Origin of the sequence: Natronococcus amylolyticus DSM 10524, assembly GCF_000337675.1 — an archaeon.
Taxonomy (GTDB): domain Archaea; phylum Halobacteriota; class Halobacteria; order Halobacteriales; family Natrialbaceae; genus Natronococcus; species Natronococcus amylolyticus.
Genome location: NZ_AOIB01000036.1, coordinates 160,991 through 181,913, shown reverse-complemented (window position 1 = coordinate 181,913; position 20,923 = coordinate 160,991). Strand labels below are relative to the sequence as shown.

At 66.3% G+C, this 20,923-nt stretch carries 21 protein-coding genes and 2 pseudogenes; 12 read left to right on the top strand and 11 right to left on the bottom strand.

Going from position 1 to position 20,923, the window contains the following annotated elements:
* Window positions 1-5 precede the first annotated feature (5 nt).
* The 6 genes and pseudogenes from C491_RS24425 to C491_RS18250 form a co-directional block, all read right to left on the bottom strand.
* Window positions 6-488: pseudogene (locus C491_RS24425) on the bottom strand (quinone-dependent dihydroorotate dehydrogenase); the annotation flags it as partial.
* A 56-nt stretch (window positions 489-544) separates the two neighbouring features.
* Window positions 545-982, bottom strand: a pseudogene (locus C491_RS24420) (quinone-dependent dihydroorotate dehydrogenase); the annotation flags it as partial.
* 65 nt (window positions 983-1,047) lie between these two features.
* Window positions 1,048-2,217, bottom strand: coding sequence for a thiolase family protein (locus C491_RS18265; protein ID WP_005559061.1), 1,170 nt, complete (start codon window positions 2,215-2,217; stop codon window positions 1,048-1,050).
* Window positions 2,218-2,243: 26 nt separating this feature from the next.
* Entirely contained in the window at window positions 2,244-2,624 is a 381-nt protein-coding gene (locus C491_RS18260) for a (2Fe-2S) ferredoxin domain-containing protein (RefSeq protein WP_005559060.1), read from the bottom strand.
* Between the two features lie 2 nt (window positions 2,625-2,626).
* Window positions 2,627-3,370, bottom strand: coding sequence for a CbtA family protein (locus tag C491_RS18255; RefSeq protein WP_005559059.1), 744 nt, complete (start codon window positions 3,368-3,370; stop codon window positions 2,627-2,629).
* 4 nt (window positions 3,371-3,374) lie between these two features.
* Window positions 3,375-3,557: a CbtB domain-containing protein gene (locus C491_RS18250; RefSeq protein WP_005559058.1), complete on the bottom strand. Its 183-nt coding sequence runs from the start codon at window positions 3,555-3,557 to the stop codon at window positions 3,375-3,377.
* A 573-nt stretch (window positions 3,558-4,130) separates the two neighbouring features.
* Here C491_RS18250 and C491_RS18245 point away from each other — a divergent pair.
* The 9 genes from C491_RS18245 to C491_RS18205 all read left to right on the top strand — a co-directional run bounded on the left by C491_RS18245 (window position 4,131) and on the right by C491_RS18205 (window position 12,626).
* A complete protein-coding gene (locus C491_RS18245) occupies window positions 4,131-5,207 on the top strand; it encodes a monovalent cation/H+ antiporter subunit E (protein ID WP_193787551.1) in 1,077 nt (358 codons plus the stop codon).
* On the top strand, window positions 5,200-5,484 hold the full coding sequence (locus C491_RS18240) for a cation:proton antiporter (protein ID WP_005559054.1): 285 nt from the start codon (window positions 5,200-5,202) through the stop codon (window positions 5,482-5,484). Before C491_RS18245 ends, C491_RS18240 begins: the two co-directional genes overlap by 8 nt.
* Window positions 5,481-5,822: a monovalent cation/H(+) antiporter subunit G gene (mnhG, locus tag C491_RS18235; protein WP_005559052.1), complete on the top strand. Its 342-nt coding sequence runs from the start codon at window positions 5,481-5,483 to the stop codon at window positions 5,820-5,822. The genes C491_RS18240 and mnhG overlap by 4 nt, the downstream gene beginning before the upstream one ends.
* Entirely contained in the window at window positions 5,819-6,433 is a 615-nt protein-coding gene (locus C491_RS18230; RefSeq protein WP_049892303.1) for a DUF4040 domain-containing protein, read from the top strand. Before mnhG ends, C491_RS18230 begins: the two co-directional genes overlap by 4 nt.
* Window positions 6,430-7,152, top strand: coding sequence for an MnhB domain-containing protein (locus C491_RS18225; RefSeq protein ID WP_005559048.1), 723 nt, complete (start codon window positions 6,430-6,432; stop codon window positions 7,150-7,152). The genes C491_RS18230 and C491_RS18225 overlap by 4 nt, the downstream gene beginning before the upstream one ends.
* Window positions 7,149-7,538 (top strand): sodium:proton antiporter, encoded by a 390-nt coding sequence (locus tag C491_RS18220; RefSeq protein WP_005559036.1) that lies wholly within the window; start codon window positions 7,149-7,151, stop codon window positions 7,536-7,538. Before C491_RS18225 ends, C491_RS18220 begins: the two co-directional genes overlap by 4 nt.
* Window positions 7,531-9,219, top strand: coding sequence for a cation:proton antiporter (locus tag C491_RS18215; RefSeq protein ID WP_049892333.1), 1,689 nt, complete (start codon window positions 7,531-7,533; stop codon window positions 9,217-9,219). The genes C491_RS18220 and C491_RS18215 overlap by 8 nt, the downstream gene beginning before the upstream one ends.
* A complete protein-coding gene (locus tag C491_RS18210) occupies window positions 9,219-11,048 on the top strand; it encodes a Na(+)/H(+) antiporter subunit D (RefSeq protein ID WP_005559034.1) in 1,830 nt (609 codons plus the stop codon). The genes C491_RS18215 and C491_RS18210 overlap by 1 nt, the downstream gene beginning before the upstream one ends.
* Before the next feature lie 102 nt (window positions 11,049-11,150).
* Complete coding sequence (locus C491_RS18205) at window positions 11,151-12,626, top strand: monovalent cation/H+ antiporter subunit D family protein (RefSeq protein WP_005559033.1); 1,476 nt, start codon at window positions 11,151-11,153, stop codon at window positions 12,624-12,626.
* Window positions 12,627-13,001: 375 nt separating this feature from the next.
* Here the strand turns inward: C491_RS18205 and C491_RS18200 are convergent, their stop codons facing one another.
* Both C491_RS18200 and C491_RS18195 read right to left on the bottom strand, forming a co-directional pair.
* Complete coding sequence (locus C491_RS18200) at window positions 13,002-14,192, bottom strand: tyrosine-type recombinase/integrase (RefSeq protein WP_049892332.1); 1,191 nt, start codon at window positions 14,190-14,192, stop codon at window positions 13,002-13,004.
* Between the two features lie 144 nt (window positions 14,193-14,336).
* Window positions 14,337-14,702, bottom strand: a complete 366-nt coding sequence (locus C491_RS18195; RefSeq protein WP_005559030.1) for an SHOCT domain-containing protein — start codon at window positions 14,700-14,702, stop codon at window positions 14,337-14,339.
* Window positions 14,703-14,828: 126 nt separating this feature from the next.
* On the opposite strand from C491_RS18195, the gene C491_RS18190 reads away from it, so the two are divergent.
* A complete protein-coding gene (locus C491_RS18190) occupies window positions 14,829-15,209 on the top strand; it encodes a CopG family ribbon-helix-helix protein (RefSeq protein WP_005559028.1) in 381 nt (126 codons plus the stop codon).
* Window positions 15,210-15,385: 176 nt separating this feature from the next.
* Here C491_RS18190 and C491_RS18180 read toward each other — a convergent pair whose 3' ends face one another.
* A complete protein-coding gene (locus tag C491_RS18180) occupies window positions 15,386-16,687 on the bottom strand; it encodes a dicarboxylate/amino acid:cation symporter (RefSeq protein WP_049892300.1) in 1,302 nt (433 codons plus the stop codon).
* A gap of 453 nt (window positions 16,688-17,140) precedes the next feature.
* On the opposite strand from C491_RS18180, the gene C491_RS18175 reads away from it, so the two are divergent.
* Complete coding sequence (locus tag C491_RS18175) at window positions 17,141-17,521, top strand: universal stress protein (RefSeq protein ID WP_005559023.1); 381 nt, start codon at window positions 17,141-17,143, stop codon at window positions 17,519-17,521.
* 1 nt (window position 17,522) lies between these two features.
* Here the strand turns inward: C491_RS18175 and C491_RS18170 are convergent, their stop codons facing one another.
* Window positions 17,523-19,031, bottom strand: coding sequence for an MATE family efflux transporter (locus C491_RS18170; RefSeq protein ID WP_005559022.1), 1,509 nt, complete (start codon window positions 19,029-19,031; stop codon window positions 17,523-17,525).
* Window positions 19,032-19,118: 87 nt separating this feature from the next.
* On the bottom strand, window positions 19,119-19,520 hold the full coding sequence (locus C491_RS18165) for a universal stress protein (RefSeq protein WP_005559020.1): 402 nt from the start codon (window positions 19,518-19,520) through the stop codon (window positions 19,119-19,121).
* Between the two features lie 148 nt (window positions 19,521-19,668).
* Between C491_RS18165 and C491_RS18160 the strand changes: the two genes are divergently transcribed.
* Window positions 19,669-20,865: a DegT/DnrJ/EryC1/StrS family aminotransferase gene (locus tag C491_RS18160; RefSeq protein ID WP_049892331.1), complete on the top strand. Its 1,197-nt coding sequence runs from the start codon at window positions 19,669-19,671 to the stop codon at window positions 20,863-20,865.
* Window positions 20,866-20,923: the final 58 nt, after the last annotated feature.

The following is a 20,923-nucleotide window of genomic DNA, read 5'->3' as shown; positions in this document are numbered from 1 at the left end:
CTGTCCTACTCGAGATCCGCGCCGACCGCATCCTCGACCGACGAGAACTCGTCGCGCTCGAGGAGCTCGACTAGTCCCTGGTTGATTCGTTTTGCCGTCCTGGGGCCACCGTAGACGAATCCGGTGTAGAGCTGGACGAGCGAGGCGCCCGCGCGGATCTTCTCGTAGGCGCTTCTCGCCGAATCGACGCCGCCGACGCCGACGATCGGCAGGTCGTCGTCGGTGTGTCTCGCCAGCGTTCGGATCGCCGAAGTCGAGCGTTCCCGAAGGGGGTTGCCGCTGAGACCGCCCCACTCCTCCCCTCGCGGCGACTCGAGGCCCTCCCGGCTGGTGGTCGTGTTCGTCGCGACGATCCCGTCGAGATCACACTCCTCGACGATGTCGACGAGGTCGAGCATCGACTCCTCGGGCGAGTCGGGGCCGATCTTGACCAGGATCGGGACGTCGTCGTCGTTTTCGGCCTCGAGGGTCTCGAAGACGGTCCGCAGGCTGTCTCTTATCCACATCTCTGAGCGGGCTGGNAGAGATGTGTATAAGAGACAGCGTTGACCCCGAGCGGGATCTGTGGCGGGCCCTCTCGCTCGAGACGGTCCCGGACCTGCTCCATCCCGTCGCCGTTGAACCCCATCCGGTTGATCATCGCCTCGTCCTCCTGCAGTCGGAACAGCCGCGGCCGGTCGTTGCCGGACTGGGGGTACGGCGTGACGGTGCCGATCTCGACGAACCCGAACCCCAGCGCCTCGAGCGCGTGGGTCACCTCGGCGTTCTTGTCGAACCCGGCTGCCACGCCGACCGGATTGGAGAACCGACATCCGAAGAGGTCGGTCTCGAGCGCCGGGTGGGCGTACCGGTAGTTCGAGGCGAGCGCCGCTCGCGTCGGCCACGTCGACTGCACCGCTTGCAGCGCCCGTTTGCCGAGGACGTGAGCCGTCTCGGCGGGAAGTCTGAACGCGAGTGGACGGACTCGCGAGTACAGCGTCATTGGTTACTACTGGGAATACCGGAAAGGTAAACCCCTCGGAAAGTCCCAGCTCCCGCGGACAACTGCTACAGTCGCTCGAGCAGGGCCATGATCGCCCCGCCGCCGCCGACGCTCATCCCGACGAGCCCGCGCTCTACGTCCTCGTCCCGGAGCTGGTACGCCAGACTGGTTGCCAGCATCCCGCCGGAGGCGCCGATCGGGTGGCCGAACGCGACCGCGCCGCCGCGGGGGTTCATCCGCTCGCGTGGAACGCCGAGTCGGTCCATGACGTACACCGACTGGGCCGCAAAGGCCTCGTTGATCCAGAACGCGTCGACGTCGTCCGCCTCGAGCCCGTTTCGCTCGAGCAGGCTCGCGACGACGTCGCCGACGGCCTCGTTGAACTCGTCGGGCTCCCGGTAGACCAGTTCGTAGTCGGCGAGCCGGGCCATCGGCTCGAGTCCGTGGTCTGCCGCGACGTCCGCGTCCGCGAGTAACACCGCGCCCGCACCGTCGCTGAGCTTCGAGGCGTTGCCCGGCGTGATCGTTCCGTCCTCGCGAAAGGAGGTGGGAAGCTCGGCGAGATCCGCCAGCGTCGAGTCGGGACGGGGGCCTTCGTCGATGTCGATCGTCCCGCCTCCCGTCTCCACGGGGACGATCTCGTCGTCGAACGCGCCCGACTCGATCGCCTCCGCGGCCAGGCGATGGCTCTCGAGGGCGTACTCGTCCTGTGCGTCTCGAGAGACGCCCTCGCGGTCGACGAGTCGTTCGGTGATCTCGCCCATGTGGACGTCGAGGTTGACGTCCCACAGCGAGTCCATGATCATCGAGTCCTTCAGCGTCGCGTCGCCGTGACGCCGTCCCGTGCGGTAGTCCGGCAGGATCCAGGGGGCGTTGGTCATCGACTCGAACCCGCCGGCGACGGCGAACTCGGCCCGGCCAGCCGCAATCCGATCGGCCGCCAGCGCGATCGCTCGCAGCCCCGAGCCCGAGGCCTCGTTGACCGTCGTCGTCGGCGTCTCGTTGGGCAGATCGGACTCGACGACGGCCTGGCGACCCGGCACCTGTCCGATCCCGGCCTGGATCGCGTTCCCCAGGGCTACCCAGTCGATCTCCGCTCCGGAAACGACGGTTCGCTCGAGCAGCCCGTCCAGCGCCGTCCGACCCAGTTCGACGGCTTCGACGTCGGCGAGCGACCCGAGCAGCGTGCCGTGTGGCGTCCGTGCGCCGTCAACGACGACGATCTCACCTGTCATACGACCGGTAACGATGCCCAGCAGGATCAATCGTCGGGGTGAGTCGCACCGAGCGAGTCGCTACCGTCCGCATCGACCGCCCGCTGGTCGATCGAGTCGGCGTTCGGACCGAACTCGCGCTCGAGCAGTTCGGGTACGTCCTCGGGAGTGACGTCGGCATACCACTCGTCACGAGGCTGAATCGCGATCGCCGCCCCGTCCTCGCTACAGAGGCCGAGACAGCCGGTCGTCGTGACGCCGACCGGCGACCAGAACGCACCGCGCTCGCGGAGCCAGGATTTGACCGCCGCGAGCGTCTCCTCGGCGCCGACGTCGCCACAGCAGGCGTACTCCGAGTCGCGGTCGTTCGTACAGACGAGCACACACGAGCCGAGGCGCTCCCGCTGTCGGGTTGTTTGTCGTTGCATGATCAGGAACTCGTCGAGCGACGGTCGTTCGGGCCGACGACACCGGCCGTCGACGTCGCCTCACGGCGCTCGAGCCAGCTCACCGACGCGGCGAGGATCGCCCAGATCGCGGCCTGGCTCAGCGCGGCCATCGCCTGGTACGCCGAGACGAGTTCGCCGGCCAGCTCGGGGTGGCTCACGATCGTCGGTGCGACCGTCGAGAGGACGACCGTGGTCGCGACGATCGGCACCGTGGCGGCGACGAGTCCGAGCGCCCGGTGTCGGGAGGCGACCCGCCCGTACGAACCGATCGCGGCGACCGAGACGAGCGCGCCGAGTGCGACGAGCCCGACGTAGACCGCCAGTCGAAGCTCGACCGTGTACAGCTGCTCCGCGCCGGGGGCCGCGGGCGGGAGGACGAGCCACGGCGTCGCCGACACGGTCAGGAATCCGGCGCCGGCGAGGACGAACGCGCTGCCCGCACCGCGGCCGGGAAGCGCTGGCTCGAGGAAGTACAGCGCGATCGCGAAGACGCCGCCGAGGAAGATCGCCCAGAGGACGCCACTCCCGACGCTGACGATCGCCGTCGTCGTCTCGGAGACGGCGTGGGCGTGATCGTGACCGTGGCCGTGATCGTGGCCGTGGTCGTGTTGTGCGTGGTGAAGGTACTCGCTGAGCGGATTCGCGACGAACGCCATGAATAGCCCGTACGCGAGGCCGGCGATCACGCCCGCCTGCACGCCCCGGCGGAGGTAGTCATAGAGCATCGGTTCAGTGGCAGGTGATCCCCGCTGCGTGCCGGAAGTTGTGCATCGCGTCGTGTGCGAGCGGGTCCTGCAGGAACACGAGTACGAACGCGATCCCCGCGGCGAACGTCAGGCCGGTTGCGGCCTGGATCGGTGTTAGCACCGCCCGTGCGGCGTCGATTCGGTCGGCAACGGTTTCTCCAGCCATGCAAATCAGCTTTACCTACTGAAAGTGTGATTGTAAAGATTGTGGTTCGATACTGAACCGGTCGACGACGGCGACCTCCGCGGTTATCGCGTCTATACAACCGCCACCGGGCGATCGGTCGATTCGTCGTGGACGCTTGCTCTCTGGTCTACTCGAGTTGGCGGGCACACAATGGGGACATCGCGGCGTCCACACCCGAATCGGGGGTGTGCGTCCGGTCCACGCGACCTGATCGCGAAGAATCTAACATATGGAGATCGATTGCCGATATTAGGCATCGAGCAGGAACAACGAAGCGCAGCTTCCGACTATTTATCGATTCCCTTCGCGTCGGCGGATAACGAAATAGTTTTCCTACGTCTGGCGCTTGGTCCGACTAACGAGAAGAGAGCTATGAGTAGCAAACGACGGTCACCAGGAGGAATCTGCGGTGGCAGCTGAGCGACTGCACGTACCGCTGTCGGACACGGTGGCCGTTCGACAGGCGGTCTCCCGTGGGACCAACGGCCGAACGCCCGCGTCGATCGTCTCCCCATGTCGCCCGGTCGATGCGGGTCGGAAGTACCGACGGAGGTGGGCGACGTGAGCGACACGAACGGCGTGCTCGTTCCGGTGAGCCCATCGCCGACGCTCGAGGAGACAGTCGAGTACGCCGTCGACACGGTCGAGAAAGGGGACGGCAGTGGCGCCGTCCACCTCGTCCTCACGGCCCCGGGCCACCACGTCGGCAATGAGGGTCTCGACCGCGACGAGACGCTTCTTTCGACGGCCGAGAAGTACGCGACCGGGGCAGCCGGCAACGGCGTCTCGATCCGGACGAGCCTGCTGGGCACCGACGAGTACTTCGCCGACCCGGTGAACCACTTCGAGCTACTGGTCGACTACGTCGCGGAGCACGACCTCGACCGGGTGATTATCGATCCCGACTACTCCGTCGACGCAACCGCACACGTGCTGCAGAGCATGGAGACGGTGCTGGCCGAGTCGAACATTCGGTACGAGGTCGCGCCAGTCTCGAGAAGCTGGCGACCGACCGGTCCGGAGCTAATTCGCGGCGGCGTCATCGCGGCCATGGCGTTCGGATTCTACGTCGCCCTGGGTGGGCCGACCTATCCGTTTGCACTCTGGACCGGAGCCGTGACCGCACTGATAACCGCCGTGCTTCTGCGGAACGTCGCGTTCGAGCGGACGCCCCACGTCGGCTCCGCGCTGGCGACGCTCGGTCGCGGCGTGGTGTTCGTCCCCTATCTACTGTGGGAGATCGCCAAGGCGAACGTCCAGTTCGCCTACGTCGTTTTGCACCCGTCGCTGCCGATCGATCCCTGTCTCGACCGGGTCGATGCCGCGGTCGGCGACGGCCTCTCCGTAACTGCCTTCGCCAACAGCATCACGCTGACACCGGGAACGCTGACGGTCGACACCGTCGGGAGCGAACTGCTCGTTCACTCCCTGGCCCCCTCGGCCCGCAAGGACCTCGCCGAGGGGCTTCACGAGCGGGCGGTCCGGATCCTCTTTTACGGCCGCGAGGGCGCCGATCTTCCCGGACCACTCGCTCGAGGCGACATGGAGCCGGTCGTGCAGTCGGCCGACGCCGTCGCCGGAGCCGGAGCGAGCGCGGAAGCGGAATCCGGAGGTGAGGCCGATGACTGACCTCGCCAACGCGGCCATGATACTCGGCGCGGCGATCGTCGTCGTCCTTGCGATCGCGGTGTTGTACCGTGTCGTAGCCGGCCCGACGACGCACGACCGGGTGGTTGCGATCAACGTGATCGGTACCAGCACCGTCATCATCCTGGCACTGATCGCGGCCGGACTCGATCGGCCGGAGTATCTTGACATCGCTATCGTCTACGCCATCCTCAACTTCGTCCTGAGTCTGGCGGTCGGTCGGTTCTCCTACCGGGCCGAGGAGGTGAAGTGGCGATGACGCTGCTAACGGCTGTCATCGTGCTCTTCGTGGCGCTTGGCGTGTTCTTCACGCTGGTCGCCGCCGTCGGCGTGCTCCGCCTTCCGGACGTCTACACGCGCTCACACGCAGCGACCAAGGCCGATACCCTCGGTGCCGGGTTCACGATCGTCGCCGTCGGGATCTACTTCGGCACCACGGGCGAGATTCTTCGAACGATCCTGCTGCTCGTGTTCATCTACATCACGAATCCGACGGCAGCCCACTCGATCACCCGCGCCGCGTACAGTCAGGACATCGAGGTATGGACGACCGACGAGAACGACACTACCGCGGAACACGGAGGTGACTCGCCATGATGTGGCTTGGACTCGAGCTTGCACTCATCCTGTTCGTCGTCGCGGCCGCAGTGCTGGTCGCGTTCTCGCGCGACATCGTCGGCGCGATCGTTACGTTCGCCGCGTTTACCCTCGGAATCGCGGTGATCTGGGTCTTACTGGCCGCGCCGGACGTCGCGCTGATCGAAGCGGCAGTCGGCGCCGGCGTCACGTCGGTGCTGTTCCTGATCACCGTGATGAAAACGACGGGCATGTCCGGCGAGAGCGAAGAGACCGGCGCTCGAACCGCCGAAACCGACGGCGGGAGCACCGCCGACGGGGCGTTCCGGTCGATCAACGTACCGGCGCTGATGATGGTCGGTGCCCTCGCGATCCCGCTGGGCTACGTCATCCTCTCGCTCGAGCCCGTCGGCGCCGAGAACGCGCCCGCGGTCGTCGAGACTTACGCCGACGGCGAACTCACGCCGTACGGCCACTACATCGAGAACACGCTCGAGGAGGCCGGGTTCCCCAACGCGGTCGTCTCGGTGCTCGTCGTCTACCGCGGACTGGACACGCTCGGCGAACTCATCGTCGCGTTCGCCGCAGCAGTAAGCATTCTCGTCGTACTCGAACGGGAGGACATCCTATGACTGGTGACGACACACCCCGCGATGTCGACAAGAGCGACGACGGGATGGACTCCACCTCGGAATCGCGCCCCGACGGCGGCACCGATACCGACGCCGCCGACGAGGACGTCCACGGCTACGTTCCCGAGGACGACCCCGATCCGAAAGAGGCGGTTACCGAAGAGCAGCCGCGGACGGAGACACAGGATACAGCCGAAGACGCCCGCTCCGGAGGGGTCGTCGACGAGCGCGTCGAAAAGACCACGTCGCCGGTCATCCAGACCCCCGTCGTCAAGACGGTAGCGCGGATCCTGACGCCGTTCGTCGTGGCGTTCGGTGTCTATCTGACCCTGTTCGGAACTAGCCTTCCTGGCGGCGCGTTCCAGGGTGGCGTCGTGATGGCGTCGGCGATCGTTCTGATCGGGCTGGCGTTCGGCTTCGACCCGACCCGCAAGTGGATCGATCCACTGGGGCTGGCCGGACTGTTCGTACTCGGCGCGTTCCTGTTCGGTGGGATCGCCGTCGCCGCAGTCCCGCTCGGGGGCGCGATCCTCGAACTGTTCGTCTTCCCGCTGTCGGTCGAAGACATGGTCAAGCTCGCCGAGGTCGCGATCGCCGCCCTCGTCAGTGGCGTGATCACCGGACTCGTGATCTGGCTCGCGGCCGGCTACGAGAAGGCCGAGAAGGACGGGAACGCCACGAGCGAGAGCGACAACGGAAACGGAGGAGACAACGCATGATCGAGGGAACCTATCACTACTATCTGGCGGCGTTCACGCTGTTTCTGATCGGGACGTACATGATGATCGACAACCCGAACCTGATCAAGAAGGTAATCGGGCTCAACTTCGCCCAGATTTCAGTCTATCTGATGCTCGTGACGATCGGTTACGTCGAGGACGCGAACCCGCCGATCATCGGACTCGGCGAGCCGTACTCCAACCCGATGGTTCACGTGCTCGTCCTGACGGCAATTGTCGTCGGCGTTTCGCTGACGGCCCTCGCGCTCGCGCTCGTGATCCGGCTCTACTCGGAGTTCGGAACCCTGGACACTCGCGAGATCGAGGCGATGATCGCTGCCAGCGAGGGCGACGACACGAATACGGGAGGTGGAGGCGATGACTGAGGCGATCGTCGCGAGCGCCGGGACCGAGACCGTCGACTCGCTGCGACCGCTCGCCGTACTGCTCGTCCCGCTACTCACCGTCGGGCTGATCTTCCTCTCGAAGAACCGACCCAACGTCCGTGAGGCGTGGTCGATCCTCGCCGCCGTGGCGATGTTCGGGATCGTGGCCAGCATGGTCCCGGACGTCCTCGAGGGGCGAGTCCACGAAACCGACCTCGGATTCTTCGTCGAGGGTATCGAGCTCATGCTCCGGGCCGACGAGCTCGGGATGCTCTTTGCCCTCGTCGCCAGCGGCCTCTACGTGGTGACCGCGATCTACAGCATCGGCTACATGCGCGGCCACCACGAGCCGTTCCAGACGCGCTTCTTCGCGATGCTGTGTGCCAGCGTCGGCGCGGCGCTCGGCGTCGCGTTCGCCTCGAACCTGTTCATGCTGCTGGTCTTCTACGAGGTGCTGACGCTCGCGACCTACCCGCTGGTCGCCCACGACGAATCCGAGGAGGCCCGGGTTTCGGGGTACAAGTACCTCGCGTACGCGCTCTCGGGCGGACTGGCGATCTTCGGCGGGATGCTCGCGATCTACTGGCTGACCGGCAGCATCACGTTCACTCGAGGCGGCATCGAGGGAATCGCGGAAGTTGCAGCAGCCGATCCGTGGGCCGCACGTGGGGCCTTCGCGCTGCTTGCCGGTGGCTTCGCGGTGAAGGCCGGCGTGATGCCGTTTCACTCCTGGCTGCCCAGTGCGATGGTCGCGCCGACGCCGGTTTCGGGGCTGTTGCACGCGGTCGCGGTCGTCAAGGCCGGTGCGTTCGGCGTCGCGCGAACCGTAATCGACGTCTTCGGACCCGGGGCGGTCGGCGACATCGGCATGGGGCTGCCGCTGACGATCGCTGCCGGCGCGACGATCCTCATCGCGAGTCTGTTCGCGCTCCGCCAGGACAATCTCAAAGCACGACTGGCGTACTCGACGATCGCACAACTGTCGTACATCGTCCTCGGGCTCTCCCTGCTGTCTCAGATGGGGCTGATGGGAGGGTTGCTCCACATCCCGGCACACGCGTTCTCGAAGCTGACGCTGTTCCTGTGTGCCGGTGCGCTGTACGTCCAGCTCGACGTCAAGTACATCAGCGAAATGGCCGGGGTCGGCAAGCGGATGCCGATCACGATGGGTGCGTTCGGCCTCGCCAGCTTCAGCATGGCCGGCATCCCGCTAATGGCCGGTTTCGTCAGCAAGTGGCACCTCATCTGGGGCGGGGCCGAAGCGGGCTACCTGCTGGTCGTCCCGCTGCTCGTCATTTCGGGGGCGCTGAACGTCGGCTACTTCTGGCCAGTTATTTACACGGCGTTTTTCGAGTCCGAAGACGCCGCCGGTCAGAAGCCGGTGCTCGAGAATCCCTTCGGCGGCTCGCCCGGCGAGCGGGCGTACCGTCCGGACGGGGGCACGTCCCCGGACGACGACGAACAGCACGAGGACCACGACAACCACGGTCGTCCCGAGCTCCCACCGGCGGACGGATGGGACCGCTCCGACTGGCGCGGCGGGGAGACGACGCCGTTGTTGCTCGTCCCGCTGATGACTACCGCGACGCTGATGCTCCTGTTCGGCGTGGCTCCGGACTACGTCGTCTTCTTCGATCTCATCGAGGGAATCGTCGACGGAGCGATGGAGGTGTCTGAATAATGAACGAACTACTCTCGATTCCACCGGCGCTGATCGTCGCCGTTGCAGCCCTGATCGTACCGTTCGCCTCTCGGCGAATCGCCCACGGCGTCAGCGTCGCCTCGTTGCTGGCCGTCGTCGCCTGGGCGCTGCTCGTCCCCGAAGGTGTGGGTCCGACGTACACCTTCATGGGTCTCGAGATCATCGTCGTGGCAGTCGACGACTTCTCGAGGCTGATGGCAATTATCTTCGGCGGGTTCGGCGCTGCCGCGGTCGCGTGGGCGTACTTCGCCGACACCGACAACCGCCACCTCCTGTGGGGGCTGGCCTACGTCGCACCGTCGATCTGGACGGTCACGGTCGGCGACTGGCTCGGGCTGGTCGTCGGCTGGGAAGTGATGGCCATCACGAGCACCGTCTTCGTCTGGCTCTCCGGCGGGACCGCGGTGCGGGCGGGCTATCGCTACGCGCTCGCACACGGTATCGGCGGAAGCCTCTTGCTGGCCGGGGTCGTGCTCTACCTGTTCGCAGTCGATCCGAGCCCGACCGCCCTCCACTTCGACGGGACGGGGATCGGCGGCGTTCCGATCGAGGTCGCCGGGAGCACGGTTTCGCTGGCCGCCGTCCTCGCCGGCGTCGGGATCGGTGTCAACACGGCGATGATCGGGCTCCACAGCTGGCTGCCCGACACCTACCCACAGCCCCACGTCGCCACGTCGGTCTTCCTCGCTTGTTACACCACGAAGACCGCCGTCTACGCCGCCTACCGTGCGTTCCCCGACGGGAGCGTCGTGCTCGCGTTCGTCGGCGCCGGGATGGCGATCTACGGGGCGAGCTTCGCGCTGGCACAGAAGGACATGCGACGGCTGCTGTCCTACCACATCCAGTCCCAGGTCGGAATCATGCTCGCCGGCATCGGCGTCGGCTCCGCGCTCGGGATCGCCGGCGCGTTCGCCCACCTGTTCAACCACATCCTCTACAAGGGACTGCTGTTCATGGCCGCCGGCATCCTGATCCTCCAGCTGAAGGAGAACCGGCTCGACAACTTCGGGGCAGTCGGTACCTCCGCCCCGATCGCGCTGGTCGTCTTCCTCATCGGCGCCATGTCGATTAGCGGCGTCCCCGGCTTCAACGGCTTCATCAGCAAGGGGATGGTGATGGACGCCGCCGACTACGACTTCGCGTCCGACCTCGTCATCTTCGGTGACTTCTCGATCGACGTCCTGTTCTGGATGATCGTGATCGGGAGCATGGGGACGTTCGCGTCGTTCATCAAGTTCGGCTACTACGCCTTCCTATACGGCGACCCGATCGAGACGACCGACGCGAACCTCGGGCACGCGATCGTCTCCGGCGCCGTCGCCGCCGCCTGTATCGTCTTCGGCGTCTACTACCAGGCGCTGGTTCCGTACCTGCCGATGTCCGGCGAGCTCGATCTCAACCCCTACTCGTCCGCTCATCTGTTCAAGGCCAGCTACCTCGCCGCCGGGGGGATCGCGATCTTCGTCCTCGGCAAGCCGATCATGGATCGGCTTCACGGCGGGTTCGACGTCGACCAGCTCTACGATCCGGCGACGTTCTACGGGACGCGCGGACTGTCGGGCGGCATCGGCGCGGTCTACAACCGGGTCGACGACCTGGTCGTCGGCACCGGCTGGCGGCTCGTCGGCGCCATCCACGACCCGAACACGGCCATTCGAGGAACGATTCCCGACCGCTGGCGAGACGCCTACGACCGCCGGTACGAGGACACGCCCGGGAAGACCGGCGCCAAACTCGGGGTCGGCCTGACGGTTTACGTGGCCGCAGGCGTGCTCACACTCGCACTCGCTGTCGCACTCTTCATCTAACAATGACCGGGAACCTAACGGAGACGACGGAGACGACTGGACCGGATAGCGGACGCGAACACGGCTGTAGACACGATGGCGACTCGATGGAGGTGAGCTAGTATGGAGGAGTACAGCTGGCTGCTGGCCATCATCGTCCTCCTGCCGCTGATCTCGGCCTCATTGCCGATCGCCGCGACCGTCCGATGGAAGAACGTCGGCTGGGCGTTCGCAAGCGCGATCGTCACCGCGACGCTCGCGATGGCGGCCGCGCTCGCGTGGATGATCACGCAAACTGACGACCGGCAGCTGAGCCACGAGCTCGGCGGCGTCGAGGTCCCGGTCGGGATCGAGCTGTTTGCCGACGAGTTCTCGGTCATCGTCATGCTGCTCGTATTGCTGGTCTGTCTCGGCGTGTTGATCTACACGCGCGTTGACGGCCCGCGGGGGAACGCCTTCTACGCCGGCTTCCTCCTGCTGGTCGGCGGGATGCTCGGCATCCTGCTCACCGGGGACCTGTTCAACATGTACGTCTTCCTCGAGATCATGGCGATCTCCTCGTACGCCCTGGTTTCGTCCTCGAAGTACCGGTGGTCGACCTACGCGGCGTTCAAGTACCTGCTGGTCGGCACCGTCGGCGCCGGCTTCTACCTGCTCGGCGTCGCGCTGATACTTGCCTCGACCGGGACGCTGACGATGCGACTGCTGCCGGAGCTGCTGGCCGACGTCGGCTACACCGACCCCGTGGTGGTCGCCGCGTTCATCCTGATCGCGGTCGGACTCGCGATCAAGATCGCGCTGTTCCCGGTCCACACCTGGCTGGCGGACGCCCACGCCTCCGCGCCGGACGGGATCAGCGCCGTCATCTCGGCGCTCGTGCCCGCCGTCGCGATGTACGCCTTCGTCCGCGTGCTCTTTACCGTCTACACGCTCGACTTCCTGGCGGCCAACCCTGCGATCAGCAACATGCTGCTGGTCGCCGCGCTCTTTAGCCTCTTCGCCGGGAGCTTCTTCGCGCTCCTGCAGGATCACATCAAGCTCGTACTGGCCTACTCGACGGTCTCGCAGTTCGGGCTCATCTTCGTCGGCATCGCGGTCGCAAACGAGACCGCGGTCTTCGGTTCGATCCTGCAGATCTTCGGCCACGGCATCGTCAAGGCCTCGCTGTTCGTACTGGCCGGGATGTTCGCGCTCCGCTTCGGCGGCATCCGCACGCTCGAGGAGTACGCCGGCGTCGCAAAGCGCGCGCCGGTCATGGCCGGTGCCTTCGCCGTGCTCGGGGTCGCGATGATCGGGCTGCCCCCGACGGTCGGGTTCGTCGGCAAGTGGTACATCGCGCTGGGAGCCTTCGAGGAGGGAATGTGGATCGTCTCCCTGCTCGTCCTCGGCAGCACGCTGCTCTCGGCGGGGTACATCCTGCCCTTCATCAACCGGATCTACTTCCATCCCTTCGACGGGAAGGACGTGGATCCGGCCGCGATCACGAAGGGGATGCTGATCGCCATCATCATCGGAGCCGCGCTCGGTCTGACCCTCGGGTTCGCCTCCGCGGAGATCCAGGACGCGATCAGCACGTCCGTCGAGCGACTGGTCGCCTAACGACGCCGGACTGCCGATTTCGTTCTCGATCGTCTTTCGTTCAGTGAACTCTCCCGTCCGACCCGTCGCCTTCGGTGACCTCTCGACGCTGTGCCGATCGCGCTCACACATATTCGAGGCGGAAGCCCACGGCTTCGGTCGCGACTGGTGACCGCAGCGCTAACCGGCGACCGCTCGAGTGCGGAGATCGCGGGCTCGAGCGCTCCGCTCGCTCGTCGTCCGAAGTCGGCACGAACTGATCGAGGCGGTGTTACCGGACAGACTGGACCTAACGGTCCGCGTCGTCACCGGCGACGCCGTTCGGGTAGCAGGTTCGGTCGCTCGAGTAGCAGGAGCGTGGGCGGCGACGGACGGCGACCCGAGAACAGCGACGCGTTAGTGCTCCGGATCGCCTTCGGAGTCGGGGCCGGGTTCGCCGTCCGCATTACGTTCCTCGCTGCGGACGACCCGAGCCGGGAGATCGATAATCGATCCGGGCCCCTCCCGAGACGCCGACACCACGATCGATCGTTCCATGACCGAAGCCCGCAGGGCCGGACTCGAGGACGTCGCCTCGCGGCGGTATCGGCCGTCGCCTCGGCTGTCGTCCCTGGCACCCCGCGGCGTCAGGGAGTCGCCGTCGACCTCGAGTCCCGCTTCCCGACACAGTCGTTTGAGCACCGATCGGGCCCCCTCGGTGGTGATCGCCGGCGGGGCGATCGATCGCTCTCGGGCCAGTTCCGTCGCCGTCGAGTCCGCGAGCAAGGTGTCGATCGCCGCCTCGTCGTGGCCCCGTTCCCGGAGCGCCTCCCGGACTCGACGGGCGATCGAGGGGGCGTGGCGGGTCGGGAACAGCGGCCAGTCGTTCGACGGCGGATCGAGTGTGACCCGGTACCGCCGCAGCGGGGTCCGAACCGCGGCCGGCAGTACCACCTCCTCGAGGCGCTGGGAGCGACCGAGGACGCGGATCGTCCCGGTGTAGAAGTCGACGTCGTCCCAGATCGCACCCGTTCGTCGGTCGTCCCGGGGGACCCGGAACAGCTCGCTCCCCCGCACGTCCGAGTAGAGAAAGAGCGCGATCAGGGCGTACTCCCGCAGGCGGTCGCGACGAGTTTCGCGGTCGCGGTCCTCGCTCGTCGCGGCGATCGCGCGCTCGCGGACGTGGCGCTCGAGGACGTGGCGTCGGTCGGCGGTCCAGCCCGGTTTGGAGCCGGCGTCGCCGTCGACGGTCGGGGGCAGCGCGGCCGTAACGTTCTCGGCCGCGGCGGGGTTCGAGTCGCGGAGCCCGCTCCGAACGCACCACGAGAGGAAGGCCCGGACGACCGCGTAGTAGGTTCGGGCCGTCGAGGCCGCGTAGGTGCCCTCGTCGGTTCGGGCCCGGAGCGCCTCGGCGTAGGCCCGCATCTGGTCAGTTCCAAGCGCCGAGATCGACCGAAGGTCGTGCTCGGTGACGAGCCAGTCGACCCACCGCCGGAGGACGGACTCGGCGTTCGCGGCGTAGGTTCCCGCTCCGGAGCCGTCGGGATCGCCGAGCGCCTTCCGCTCGAGGTAGACGTCGACGGCGTCGGCGATCGAGATGTCGGTCACGCGATCCCCACCTCCGCGGTGTGCTCCGGTGAGCGAGGGTGCGACCGTCGGACTCGAGGGCACCGTCGCTCGATTCGATTCGTGTCCTCGGCGGCGTCCATCTCGTCTGGAACAGTACCGTCGGACCACCCTAAATCTGGCTCCCTACCGCTCGCGCTCGAGGGCGAGTTCGCGGGTGTCGACGCCCGCGCGCTCGGCTCGCTCGTTCGAGTCGAGCAGATGCTCGAGTTTCGCCTCGAACTCCGCCTCCGAGAGCTCGCCGGCTGCGTAGCGGTTCTGCAGCTCGGTGACGGGATCGACCGGTTCACGGACGGGGTCGGACTCGGCGTCGTCGCTTCCAACCCGTTCGGTGAGATACCAGACGAGAAAGACACTGATGACCAGCAGAACGGTGATCGCGACGGCGTAGATCGGCCCGGCGAACAGCAAGGCGGCGATGATAACGATATCGGCCAGCACGAACTTGATGGCGAAGATCTCGGTGAGACTGTAGCCGCCGTCGCTGCCCATACCCGAACTAGGTCGGTGACGGAAATAACTGTAGGGGGAGGCGGTGGCGGATCGGCCGAGCACGAGACGGTCGAGGCGGTCGCCTCGAAGAGAAGCGGTAATGGAGCCGGCGACCGTGGAGCGACCATGCGCACCAGTCTCGCCGTTCCCGACGGGATCCTCGAGGAGTTCGACGCGACCTGGCGGGCCGAGGGGATCGACTCGCGCTCGCGGGCCGTTCGCGAGGCGATGGCCGAGTACGTCGAGCGCCACCGGACCCTCGAGACGACGACGGGGTCTGTAACCGGGGTCGTCGTCTTCGACTACGAACACGAAAGCGTTATCGAGCGGCTCCACGACGTCCAGCACGACTACCAGGACGCAATCGTCTCGACCAGCCACGCCCACCAGGGCGACTGGTGTCTCGAGACGGTGTTCGTCGAGGGCGAGGCCGAGCGAGTCAGGCGACTCGTCTACCGGTTGAAGGATTTCGACGGCGTGCGGCGGGTGCGGTTCATGTTTCTATAGCGTCCGTCGCGATCGAGCGGAGCGAGTAGAGTCACCGGAGAACCGCCGGACGGCCGCGAGTGCATCCGTCCGCTCGAGTGCGTTCTCCATCACCGTCGTGAGCGAAGAGTAGACCGTACTTTCGCTCGGGTCGAGAGTTCCCGTTTCGCTGTAGCTCCGCTGGCCCGTGTCGCCGCTCAATCAGCGCCCGGAAGCAGATCCGTTTCTCCGCTCCAAGACCCGCTCGTGAAGTCGACACCCCCGTTCCAGTACCCGACGAGCGTCGCCACAGCGAGATCACCAGTGACGTTGGTCATCGTCCGTATTCGATCGAGCAGGGGATCGATTCCGGCGATAAACCCGACCACGGCGACCGGGAGGCCGACCTGCGTGAGGACGAGCGTCATCAGGATCAATCCGGCGCTCGGCACACCCGCCGTGCCGATCCCTGCAAGCACTGCGATGGCAACGACGGTAACCTGCTCGACGAGCGTCAACGAGGCGCCGACGATGTTCGCTGCGAAGATCGCAACGATCCCCAGATACATCCCAGTCCCGTCCATGTTGATCGTCGCGCCGAGCGGGAGCGAGAAGCTGTAAATGCCCTCGTTGAGGTGGAGATTGTCATCGGCGTTTGACATCGAGACCGGCAGCGTCGCGCTCGAGGAGCTGATACTCACTGCCGTCAACAACGCGTCCTTGATTCCGGCGAGGAACGCGATCGGCGACTGCTGGGTCAGGAGCAGGATCATGACGCCGAGATAGACGACTGCGATATGGATCGTGACGGCGAGGATCAGCGTCAGTGCGAGCATCGCGAAGGTGCTGAACACTTCGATTCCGGCCTCCGCGAACGCGACGGCCATGAGCGCAAAGATACCGATCACACCGTACTCCATGATCCCCCAGACGACCTTGAACAGCGCCTTCGATCCTGCTTCGGCCACGTTGAACACGGTTTCGACGCCGTCTCGAACGCTTTCGTCGTCGGTGCTTTCCCGGAGAAGCACGAGTGCGAGTCCGAAGACGATGACGAAGAAGATCGTCGCCAGGATATCGCCCGTCGCCATCGCTTCGATCGGGTTCTCCGGGACGATCCCAAGAAAGACGTCCATGAAGCTGGGGGCTTCGTCGGCCTCGAAGTCGGCATCCGTCAACGTCATCCCTGTTCCGGGTTCGATGAGGTTCGCGACAGCCAGTCCGATCGTCACCGCGATCATCGAGGAGACCGCGTAGATCGCGACCACCTGGCCGCCGATCTTGCCGAGTGAGGTCGGCGACAGCTCTTTGATTCCCATGAGCAGTGTGAAAATGATGATCGGAACGACGATCATGCTGAGCAGGCGAACGAACAGATCGCCGAGTGGCTCGAGGACCATCACCGGTTCACCGATAGTCAGGCCAGCGATCGAACCGAGGACGAACGCCGCACCGATTCGGTAAACGATCGCCACCGACCGGTATCGTTTCCACCAGTGGCTAACGGTATCAAAGGCCATCTCTCCTAATAGATAGTTATGGTTACGGGAAACGGCCCGGCCTGCACAACACTGTCGCGACCCGTTTGGAAAGGGCGAGATGACTGGGCTAACGACCAGACGGCGGGTAAAGAAACGTTTCACTCGACACCCTACAGAGAGCGATCGGACAATCGTTCCTCGGAGCCCAAACGTTACACGTGAAACGGACGGTCTCGCCACGGAGCTGTGGGATCGACAGCCGGATGCGTGCTCGCTCGACCGAAGCGACGACTCGCCGTCGTTAGCGTCGGTTGGCGTCGGTTGGCGTTCGTCATCGGGGGCGCTCGCGTGCGATCTGTACTCCACGACCCGAAATGTGAACCCACACGTCCCCGGCGTTGCAGTGAGCGATCGTTTCGGGCTCCGGCGGCCGAACCATTACTGGGTAACTGCGTCCCACACCTTCTTTGGAAACCCCTGCACAGAGGAGGTATGCGACTACTCGTCGGTACCGACTCCGTTCACGCGACCGCGGCGATCTGTGACTACCTCGAGCCCAGACTGACGGAGACCGACGAGGTTCGAATCGTCGCGACGGCTGGGCCGGGCGACGGGACGGCCGAACGTGACGGGAGGGAAGCGCTGAACGTCGCACCCGTTCGACTGGCTGGAGCCGGGAGCGTCGAGACCGAGTTTCGGACGGGAGAAATCGTCACGGAGCTGCTCGAGGCCGCCGCGGCCGTCGACGCGGACGAGATCGTGGTCGGCGCCAGCAGTGCCGATTCGGAGGCGACCGTCGGCTCAACGACGCGAGCGCTGCTCGAGCGAGCCTCCCGTCCGGTCGTCGTCGTTCCGGTGGCCGCCCTCGAGTAACTCAGTCGTCGCTCGGCGCCGCGCCGGGACGGTAGCCGCGACTGATCGCCTTCCAGCGCCCGGTCGAGAACCGGTAGTAGTTGATCGCGGCGGGCGCGGCGGTTTCGGCGACGAACGCGAGGTATAGTCCGGTCAGTCCGAGCGCGGGGATCGAGACGCCGGGGGTCGCGACACTCAGTCCCGGAATCGTCACGGCGGGGATCGTCAGCCCCGCGGCGCCCAGATACGCAAGCGGGATCGCGAGCCCGAACATCCCGACGAGCTGGCTGTAGAACGGCCAGCGCGTGTCACCACTTGCTTTGAGCGCGCCCTCGGCGCCCGTCGAGACGCCCTTGAGGACGATCGCCAGACAGGCCGCGTAGATCAGCGCGACGGCAGTCGGAACCGAGAGTTCGGCCGGATCGTCGGTGAACAGGAGGACGATCGGTTCGGCGAACGCGAAGACGATCGCCGCCGCGACGACGTAGATGGCGACCGCGAAGAGCACGATCTCACGGCCGTAACGCTCGGCGGTCCCCTCGCGACCGTTGCCCAGCTCTTGGCCGACGAGGCTCGAGGCCGCGAGGCCGAAGCCCCAGCCGGGAGTGTTCATCAGTCCCCAGATGCGCCGGGCGATGACGTAGGCGGCGACGACCTGCGGGCCGAACAGCGCGACGATCGCGAGCATGGGGAACTCGGCGACCGTCCAGACGGATTTGGTTCCCATGACGGGGAGGCCGATCGAGGTCAGGTCCCGGATGGTCTCGCCGTCGAAGTAGCCGCCGAACGGATCGACGCTGAACGGGAAGGTTCCGATCCCGGGGAGCCACCCTGCAGTGAGCCCGACCGCGAACGTTGCGGTGACGACGACGTTCGCCAAAACGGTCCCGAGGGCGGCGCCCGCGACGCCGAGCCCGAGCCCGAAGATGAGGACGGCGTTGAGCACGATGTTCGCGGCGGCGCCGCCGGCTCGCACGACCATCGGCGTCCAGGCGTCGTCCATTCCGACGAACGTCCGACTCCCGATGAGGTTCAGCCCCGCGAAGGGCACGCCGAGGCCGACGATCTGGAGGTAGGTCGCGCCCTTGGAGATCGTCTCGGGATCGTTACCGATGATCGAGATCAGCTCGGTCGGGTACGTCCAGAACAGCGCCGTCACCGGGAGGGTGAGGAGCACGACCAGCACGGCACTCGAGCGAACGGCCTGGCCCAGCGAGTCGAAGGCCTCGGCGCCGTAGCGCTGGGAAACGAGTGCGATCGTCCCGCCGGCGATCCCGCCGCCGATGGCGAAGGCCAGCCCCCAGAACGGAGCGGCGAAGCCGACGCCGGCGATCGCCGTCGAGCCGACGGCGACGCCGACCATCGCGACGTCGACGGCGTTTTTCGACATCCGCGCCAGCCCGGTGAGGACGCGGGGCCAGGCGAGGTTCGTTGTTCGGCGCGCTCGCTCGGAGCTGATGAGCCCGAACCGGGCGAGCGCCAGCCCGACCCAGAGGATTACCAGTCGGATCGGATTCGGAGACCGGACCACGAGAATCTACCGTCCGTAGCCGACTGCGGTAAAAGTGCTTTCTCGACGCGGCAGGGGGAACCGCTTTCGAATGCGAGGGACTGACGCTCACTCGACGACGAGCACCGGTCTCGTCGAATCGGTCGCGACCCGATCGGAGACGCTCTTTCGGAGGAAGCGATCCAGCCCGCGGTTGCGACCCATGACGATGAGATCGATGTCGTGGTCGTCGGCGTACTGGAGGATCGCCCTGTGTCGAAGGCCGTGTGTCACCGTCGTTCGGACGTCCTCGAGACCCGCGTCGGCGGCCCGCTCGGCGACGTAGTCGACGGCCTCCTCGCCGGCGACCTCCAGATCCTCGAAGTCCATTCCCGGCGCGATCGCGGCCGAGTTGACGACGTACAGCGCGTGAACGGTCGAGCCGTGGACCCGGGCGAGCTCGATCGCCTCGTCGATCGCCCGATCGGTGTTCTCCCGGCCGTCCGTCGGAACCAGTATCGAATCGTACATGGGCGACGGTTCGGTCAGGACGACCAAAAACGGTCGGTCGGCTCGGGCGTCGAACTCGAGCGGGAGCCGACCGTCGTCGACCGAAACGACCCCGTTCGATCGGGTAGTGAACGGCTACTTACCTTTCGGGTTCCCGAACCGGTTCGCGATGAGCGACGACATTCCGCTGTTCGAGATCGCCTGGGACGAACGCGACGTGCAGAACGCGGTCGACTCCATTACGCGGGGCTCGTACTGGGCCAACGGCCCCTACGTCGAGGCGTTCGAGGACGGTCTCGAGCGCTACCTCGGCGTCGAGCACGCCGTGACGGTCAACTCGGGGACGACGGCGCTGGTCGCGGCCCTCGAGGCCCACGGGGTCGGCGAGGGCGACGAGGTCGTCGTCCCGGCGTTTACCTTCATCGCGACGGCCAACGCCGTTCGTCTCGTCGGCGCCGAACCGACGTTCGCCGATATCGAACCCGACACCTACGGGCTCGATCCGGGGGCAGTCGCCGACGCCATCACCGAGCGGACGGCCGCGATCGTTCCCGTCCACCCCTACGGCGCGCCCTGTCGGATCGCCGAGATCGCCGCGGTCGCGGCCGAGGCGGACGTCCCGGTGATCGAGGACGCGGCCGAGGCGTTCGGAAGCAGCTCTCGAGGGCGGGCGGTCGGCACGTTCGGCGAGACCGCGGCGCTGAGTTTCTGTCAGAACAAGATCCTGCCGACCGGCGAGGGCGGTGCCGTCGTCACCGACGACGACGACCTCGCCCGCCGCCTCGAGCGGTTTCGCTCCCACGGGCGGGCCTCGGCGGAGTACTTCGACTCGGCCGCCAGCGGCGACTACGTCGGGCTCGGCACGAACATCCGAATGTCGGATCTCGTCGCCGCCGTCGGCTGCGCACAGCTCGAGAAGGTCGACGAGCTGATCGCGGAGCGCCGCCGGGTCGCCGAACGGTACGCCACCGGGCTGGCCGGAATCGACGGCATCGAACCACAGCCCGAACCAGCCGATGGGCGCCACGTCCGCCAGCTCTACACCGTGACGCTGGCTCCGGGCGCCGATCGCGAGGCCGTCATCGAGACGCTGTCCGAGCGCGGGATCGCCTCGAAGATCTACTGGGATCCACCGGTTCACCTGACCGACGCGTACCGGGATCGACACGAGCGCGGTTCGTTGCCCGTAACCGAGGCCGTTAGCGGGTGCGTTCTCTCCCTCCCGATGTCTCCCGTTTTCGACAACGACGCCGTCGACCGGGTCGTCGACGGCCTCAAGGCGGCTCTCGAGTCGCCGCGAGTCGCGGGCGTCGCCGATAGACGCGGGTCCCGAACCGCCGACGACGGTCTCGAATCCGGACGGTAACGGAGTGCCGACTGTCGTCCCAGCCGACGCATAACAAAGGCCGTTATTCCGATTCGAC